Source organism: Mesorhizobium sp. M2A.F.Ca.ET.037.01.1.1, assembly GCF_003998075.1.
In the GTDB taxonomy this organism is placed as follows: Bacteria; Pseudomonadota; Alphaproteobacteria; order Rhizobiales; family Rhizobiaceae; genus Mesorhizobium.
Genome location: NZ_RZSA01000307.1, coordinates 1 through 6,507, shown reverse-complemented (window position 1 = coordinate 6,507; position 6,507 = coordinate 1). Strand labels below are relative to the sequence as shown.

The 6,507-nt window shown below is 63.0% G+C and carries 7 protein-coding genes; 2 read left to right on the top strand and 5 right to left on the bottom strand.

The genetic code is table 11. The annotated features are described in order from the left end of the window. Together EOA27_RS16800 and EOA27_RS16795 are read left to right on the top strand one after the other, a co-directional pair. A partial coding sequence (locus EOA27_RS16800; RefSeq protein ID WP_281059430.1) for an exodeoxyribonuclease VII large subunit occupies window positions 1-302 on the top strand: 302 nt, incomplete at its 5' end. Window positions 303-309: 7 nt separating this feature from the next. Then, window positions 310-1,428 carry a P1 family peptidase gene (locus EOA27_RS16795; protein ID WP_127256732.1) on the top strand — a complete coding sequence of 373 codons (1,119 nt, stop codon included), beginning with the start codon at window positions 310-312 and terminating at the stop codon, window positions 1,426-1,428. 30 nt (window positions 1,429-1,458) lie between these two features. On the opposite strand, the gene EOA27_RS16790 is transcribed toward EOA27_RS16795, so the two are convergent. The 5 genes from EOA27_RS16790 to EOA27_RS16765 form a co-directional block, all read right to left on the bottom strand. After that, window positions 1,459-1,710 (bottom strand): DUF768 domain-containing protein, encoded by a 252-nt coding sequence (locus tag EOA27_RS16790; protein ID WP_042640970.1) that lies wholly within the window; start codon window positions 1,708-1,710, stop codon window positions 1,459-1,461. A gap of 525 nt (window positions 1,711-2,235) precedes the next feature. After that, window positions 2,236-3,636: an NAD(P)-dependent oxidoreductase gene (locus EOA27_RS16780; protein ID WP_127256730.1), complete on the bottom strand. Its 1,401-nt coding sequence runs from the start codon at window positions 3,634-3,636 to the stop codon at window positions 2,236-2,238. Between the two features lie 427 nt (window positions 3,637-4,063). Further along, window positions 4,064-4,657 carry a DJ-1/PfpI family protein gene (locus EOA27_RS16775; protein WP_112130067.1) on the bottom strand — a complete coding sequence of 198 codons (594 nt, stop codon included), beginning with the start codon at window positions 4,655-4,657 and terminating at the stop codon, window positions 4,064-4,066. A 75-nt stretch (window positions 4,658-4,732) separates the two neighbouring features. Further along, window positions 4,733-5,683, bottom strand: coding sequence for a substrate-binding domain-containing protein (locus EOA27_RS16770; RefSeq protein WP_126078894.1), 951 nt, complete (start codon window positions 5,681-5,683; stop codon window positions 4,733-4,735). A gap of 61 nt (window positions 5,684-5,744) precedes the next feature. Further along, window positions 5,745-6,507: ABC transporter permease (locus EOA27_RS16765; RefSeq protein ID WP_145970380.1), on the bottom strand; the 763-nt coding region annotated here is incomplete at its 5' end.

Genomic DNA, 6,507 nt, shown 5'->3' with positions numbered 1-6,507 from the left:
GGCAGGACCAGGCGCTGGCACGGCGGCTCGACCGGATTCGCGCGGCGCTGACCCAGGCCGACCGGCTGCTATCCACTCTTTCGCACAAAGCCGTGCTGGCGCGCGGCTTCGCGCTGGTCAAGGACGCCGACGGCGCCGTCATCAAGCGGGTCGCGGAATTGGCGCCGGGCGCGGCGCTGCAGCTTGAATTCGCCGACGGCACTGCCGAGGCCATCGCCACCAGCGGCGTCGCGCGGCCGAAGCTGGCCGCGAAGCCGTCCGCCAAGGCCAGGGAGCCGGGCAATCAGGGCTCGTTGTTCTGAGGACCGCATGAGCAGTCACGACCCGCATCTTCGCACGCCTTCCGGCAAGCCGCGCCTGCGCTCCTTCGGCATCGCGCTCGACGGCACGCCAGGCCGTTTCAACGCCATCACCGACGTTCCAGGCGTGTCGGTGGGCTACACGACGCTGATTTCCGGCGATGGTCCGCTGCGTGTCGGCAACGGACCGGTGCGCACCGGCGTCACCGCGATCCTGCCAAGGCCGGTTCAGGAACTCGCGACGCCGGTTTTCGCCGGCGTGTTCAGCCAGAACGGCAATGGCGAGCTGACAGGAACGCATATCATCGAGGAGACCGGCGCCTTCAACTTCCCGGTCACCATCACCAACACGTATTCCTGCGGCGTCACCCGCGACGCCACGCTGCGCTGGATGCACAAGGTGCTGCCAGCCGCGCTCGACACAGGCTGGGGCCTGCCGGTGGCGGCCGAGACCTATGACGGCTTCCTCAACGACATCAATGGCCATCATGTGAGCGTGGAGCATGTCGTCGCCGCGCTCGACAGGGCCGGCGGCGGCGCCATCGAGGAAGGCAGCGTCGGCGGCGGCACCGGGATGATCACCTTCGGCTTCAAGGCCGGATCAGGCACCGCCTCGCGCATCGTCGAATGGCAAGACAAGCGCTACACGCTGGGTGTCTTCGTGCAGTCGAATTTCGGCAAGAGGCACAATTTCACCATTCGCGGCCGGCGCATCGGGCAGGAGCTTGTCGACCCGGCGATCCGCGAGGCGACGGCGCGCGCCGAAAAGGGTTCGATCATCGCCGTGGTCGCCACCGACGCCCCGTTCCTACCGCATCAGATGAAGCGGCTCGCCCGGCGCGTGCCGCTCGGCATCGCCATGACCGGCGGCTATGGCTACCACAGTTCGGGCGATATCTTTCTGGCGTTCTCGACCGCCAATCCGGAGGCGGCGCTTGGCGCTTCCGGGCGCATCGGACGCGCGGAGTTCATCCCCGATGTCGACATCGATCCGTTCTTCGACGCGGTCGTGCAAGGCGTCGAGGAGGCGATCCTCAACGCGCTCACCGCCAATGAGGACATGACGGGACGCGACGGCAATTTCGTGCCGGCGCTGCCGAAGGACTGGCTAAAGGAGAAATTCGGCTAAGAAATACCGTCTGCCCGCGCCGGCACGTTTTCACTCCGCCGGCTTGTCGGGCCTTGCTTCGCTGTTGCCCTCTTCGGCGGCCTCCTCGAGGCGCGACGCGATCAGTTCCTGGATGTCGCCGACCTCTTCCTGGATGTCCTCGAGCAGAATGCCTGCCTCGGCGGCTTTGGCGCAGCACTCCTTGGCGAGAGTCTCGGCCTGCTCGATCTGGATCGGCGAATGCTGGCATTGGACTTTCTCGCCAATCCATCCGCGCAAGAACTCGATCGCATGTTCACTCATACTGCTTCTTCCCTGGCGGCAAAGCCGGTTGGTAGCCATGAACGTCCGCACCCTGCAAAGGATGCATGCGCTATTCGAACCGAGTCGCCCCCGACCGGCAAGACATCTTGGCCATGAGACAAGACATCTTGGCCATGAGACGCAGAGCCGCAGGAATGGAAGGGTTCGAGGTGCACGTTCAGATCATTGAGAATGATGGAATGATGGGCCGGGATCGACAGAAGGCCGTCGTCGTTGTTTTTACTTGCCTTTTTCTAATTTCGACAGCGCATTTGCATCACAAACCGTATCGCGGCTTCCCGGTCAACGCTGCCCCGGCCCGAGCCGGAGCAGGCGCTATATAGTGACATCCTCTTGCAATGTCGACTCGGGGCTCCGCCGTCCGGGCGGCTACCTCCCCAAAAGGTTGGTTCGACGGTCCTCAGATGCGTCAGCATGCCAGCGCTGGCGTGTTCGGAGTCGCGCGCCAGCAACACATCCAGGACGAGTTGGTGCTCGCTGGAGACTGAGAGCGAAACCTAAGGATTATTTTGACGTGAACGGCCCGGAAAGATGATGGTTACGCAGCAAGGTAGAGAGCCGGTTCGCGGCTTCGGCGAAAACCTCGCCCTCCGAAGAGAGCAACGCCTCCCGCTCTTGCACGGATGCAGCCAGGAGACGCTCCCAGAATCCGGCCACCACAGCGCCCGCACCGGCCAAGTCGGCGGCAACCGCCTGGTCCGCGGCGAGTGCCGCGAGGTGCCGGGGCGTAATGCCGCCGATACCGGGAGGGACTTTCGCACCCATATCGACGAAACCCGGAGGCAACGAGCCTTTCAGATTGGTGACGTGACGCTCGGTGATGACCGCGTGGATCTGGTCGACCGCCTGCTTGGCGCCGGCGACGCGAGAGGGATGATCGGTGTCGGCCGCGGCATGCGGGAGGAGCTCCAGACGCGGGCCATAGGCTTCGACCAGTTTGAGATAGGGCAGCATTGGTCCTGAAAGCTTGCCGCCGTTCTTGAACAGGTCCGCATCGATCGCCGCATGGGAAACGCGCCCTGACGCCAGCGCGCGCTCCAGCGCTGCAACATCGACCAGCTCGCCGCGATCATAGTTGATAAGCACGGCGCCGTGATTGAGGAGGGAGAGGACTTCATCTCCGATCAGTCCGGCATTGGCGTATCGTTGCGCGCCGGGATCGAAAGCACCGAGGCCAAGGTGGACTGAAAGAGCGTCGGCGCCGCGCGCCGCGTCTTCCATGGTCGCGGCGTAGTCGAAGCCTTCCAGCTCGATCCATTTTTGGTGACGGGGCCGCGCATGAATGGCGACCCGCATGCCGAAGGCCTGGCCGAGCCTGGCGAATTCCCGGCCGATATTGCCATAGCCGATCACCGCCAGTCTTTTGCCTTCGAGCTTCTCGGTCGGGTAATGGCGCAGGTCCTTTCCCGTATCGAACTGCCCGCCGGCAACGAGGGCGTTGAGCTTGTCAACTGGAAGGTCAGGCCTGACTTTCAGCAGCGCCTTCATGGCCATCTGCGCGGTGGCGCGGCTGTTGATGCCGGGCGTGTTCATCAGCGGCGCTTCGCCGCCTTCGCCGCTGCCGCCGCTCCAGGATGCCGAGCCCATATTGCCGGTGCCGGCGCCGATGCGCACCCCGCCGAGCCGGAATCTGGTCTCGGCCGGAATGAACGTCGCGGCGGCGATGACGGCGTCGTAGCGGCCGTCGCCGGCCTCGGCCAGCAATTCGTCGCGCGTGCTCAATTGCGGCTGGTAGAAGAAATGCAGCTTGCCGGGGTCAAGCGCGCCGGCCTTGGCGATGCCTGTCTGGTGGAACACGCCCCCCTTGGCCTCGATGTAGGCCTTGACCTCGCTATGGTCGGGATTGCCATCGGCCCCAAACCGGAGGCCGACAAAATCGCAGATCAGAATATTGGCCGATGTCATGAGGCGTCGTTTCCCTGCAACTGTCTCCAGCTACTCCAATCCGGAGTTCGATGGACCGCGCGAAGCGGCATATCCGGGTCGCAAGCGAGAGATTTGCTGCAGGTGTCTAGAATCTGTCGGCTCTGAACGACGACGGGTCAAGCATCGATTTGGTTGGCCGGAAGGCTGGCCAGATTCCAGGGTTCGATATTCCCGGTTCCGCTGCTGTCGAAGAATGGTCATTCTTCGACAGATGAAGGATTGCAATCGTTGGGCACTTGGAGCGGCGAACCTTCCATCCAGAACCGGCCACCCGCTCCAAGTCTTTCTGCATCCCGCCGGATCCTAAAGCGCGTCGCGATCTTTCAGATTCGCTCCGTGCGCTTTAGGTTTTTGATTTGCGCATGTCTATATCCCGAAACCGGTTCCCACTTTCGGGAGACATGCTTTACCCGTGCCGGATTTCCGTGCCGAGCACTTTCAGGCATTCCCGGATGAAGGCGGCGAGAGCCGTCCAGCCCTTGGCCGAAACCATCGTGCCGTCGACATAAGCCTCCGTCGGAGACAGGTCGATATAGGTGCCGCCGGCGAGCGTCACTTCCGGCTCGCAGGCCGCCAGCGCACCGACCTTCTTGCCGCGTACGACGCCATCGACCGCGATCAGGATCTGCACGCCGTGGCAGATGGTGAAGATCGGTTTCTTCGTTTCGTGGAAATGACGCACCATCGCCTGAATGCGCTTGTCGGTGCGGATGTATTCCGGTCCGCGGCCGCCGGCGCAATAGACGGCGTCGTACTGATCGAGCTGCTTCTCCGCGTCGGCGAACGTCTTGTTGATCAGCGCATAGTGGCCGAGCTTCTCGGTATAGGTCTGGTCGCCCTCGAAATCGTGCAGCGAGGTCTTGATTACGTCGCCGGCATTCTTGTCGGGGCAAACGACGTGCACGGTGTGACCGACGGCTTCCATAGCCTGCTGATAGACAAAGATTTCGTATTCCTCGGTGAACTCACCGGTCAGCATCAGTATTTTCTTGGCTGGCATGACTTGTCCTTTCGATTTTGGGAATGCCAAGGCGCTGCCGCGCCCTGGCTGTCGCAAAGTTCGGTTTGCCGATTGTCAGAAGGGAGAATCCGGGAAGTAGTATTCCTTGGCATTGGCCTGGGTGATCAGCGGCGCATCGAGCTTGACGTGGCCGCGAACGGGGGCCTGGCCGATCAGATTGGCCACAGTCATGTAGACGGCCGTCTTGATCATCGAAGGCGGATAAGGCGTCTCGACGGGCGTCACGGCGTCACCGTCGATCACCTTCTTGACGATGTCCTTCATGCCGTTGCCGCCAAGCGCCAGCTTGATGTCGGTGCGGCCCGACTGCTTGACCGCCTCGAGCACGCCGAGAAGCATGTCGTCGTCATTGGCCCAGACGGCATCGATATGCGGATATTTGGCGAGGTAGTCCTGCATCAGCTTGAACGCCTCGTCGCTGTTCCAATGGGCGTATTGGATGTCGAGCACCTTGATGCCGGTGCCCTTGATCGTGTCCTGGAAACCTTTGATGCGCTCGTCGTCGATCACGGTCGGGATGCCGCGCAGCACGACCACGTCGCCCTTGCCGCCGAGCTTGTCGATCATGAACTTCGCGGTGTTGGCGCCGACCGCGATGTTGTCGCCGGCCAGGTACAGGTCCTGGATCGAGGCATCGGTCAGGCCGCGGTCGACGACGGTGATGAAGGTGCCCATGTCCTTGATCGCCTTGACCGGCTGGGTCAGCTCCTCCGAGGTGTAGGGCAGGATGACCAGCGCATCGAGCTTGCGGCTGGCTGAAAGGTCCTCCAGCGCGCTGACCTGATCGGCCGCGGACGGCGAGGTCTTCACCACCACCTCGACATCGGGAAAGGCCGCGTTGATTTCCTTGGCGGCGGCCTGGGCGTGATAGACCACGCCAGCCGTCCAGCCATGGTCCGCCGCCGGGATTGACACGGCGACCACCTTCTTGTCGGCCGCCAGCGCCTGGCCGGCGACCACCAACGCGCCGACGGCCACGGCCGCAAACCATTTTCTACTGAACATTACAAACCTCCCAGAGATGAGGACCAATCAAACACAGGCATCCGCCCGGTCCCGAGACGGATTATTTGGAGAAGCGCTGCACGAGCATGGCGATGATGATGATGACGCCCTGAACCGCGGCGACGAGGTATTCGGAAACGAAGTCGGAGAGCACCATCAGGTTGGCGATCAGTTCCAGGATCACCGCGCCGGCGATCGTGCCCCAGATGCGCCCCTTGCCGCCGCGAAGCGCGGTTCCGCCGATGACGACGGCGGTGAGGACCTGCAGCTCCCAGAGCTGTCCTGTGGTGGGTGTGGCGGCGCCGAGCCGGGGCACATAGCAGATGGCCGCGATGGCGACGCAGGCTCCCTGGATGACATAGGCAATGGTGCGCGTCTTGATGACCGAGATGCCGGAGTAGCGCGCCACGTCCTCGTTGGCGCCAACGGCGGCGCATCTGCGGCCATATTTGGTCTTGTAGAGGACAAAGGCGCCAAGCACCGCGACGATCGCGGAGATCAGGATAGGAATTGGGATCCCGCCCAGGGTTCCGAAATAGACCGGCCGGTATGCCTCGCGCAGCGACTTGTCGATCGGGATCGTGCCGCCGTTGGTCATGTAGGTGATAAGCGCCCGGAAGATGCCCATGGTGCCGAGCGTGGCGATGAACGGCTCGATCTTGCCCACGGTGACGATGACGCCATTCGCCAGGCCGCACAGCAGCCCCGTCACGACCGCGATCGCCATTCCAGCCGGAATGGCCCAGAGGCCGAGGCTCGGCGCCATCATGTTCATGAACATGATGGTGATGCCGGCAATGAAAGCCACCATCGAGCCCACGGAC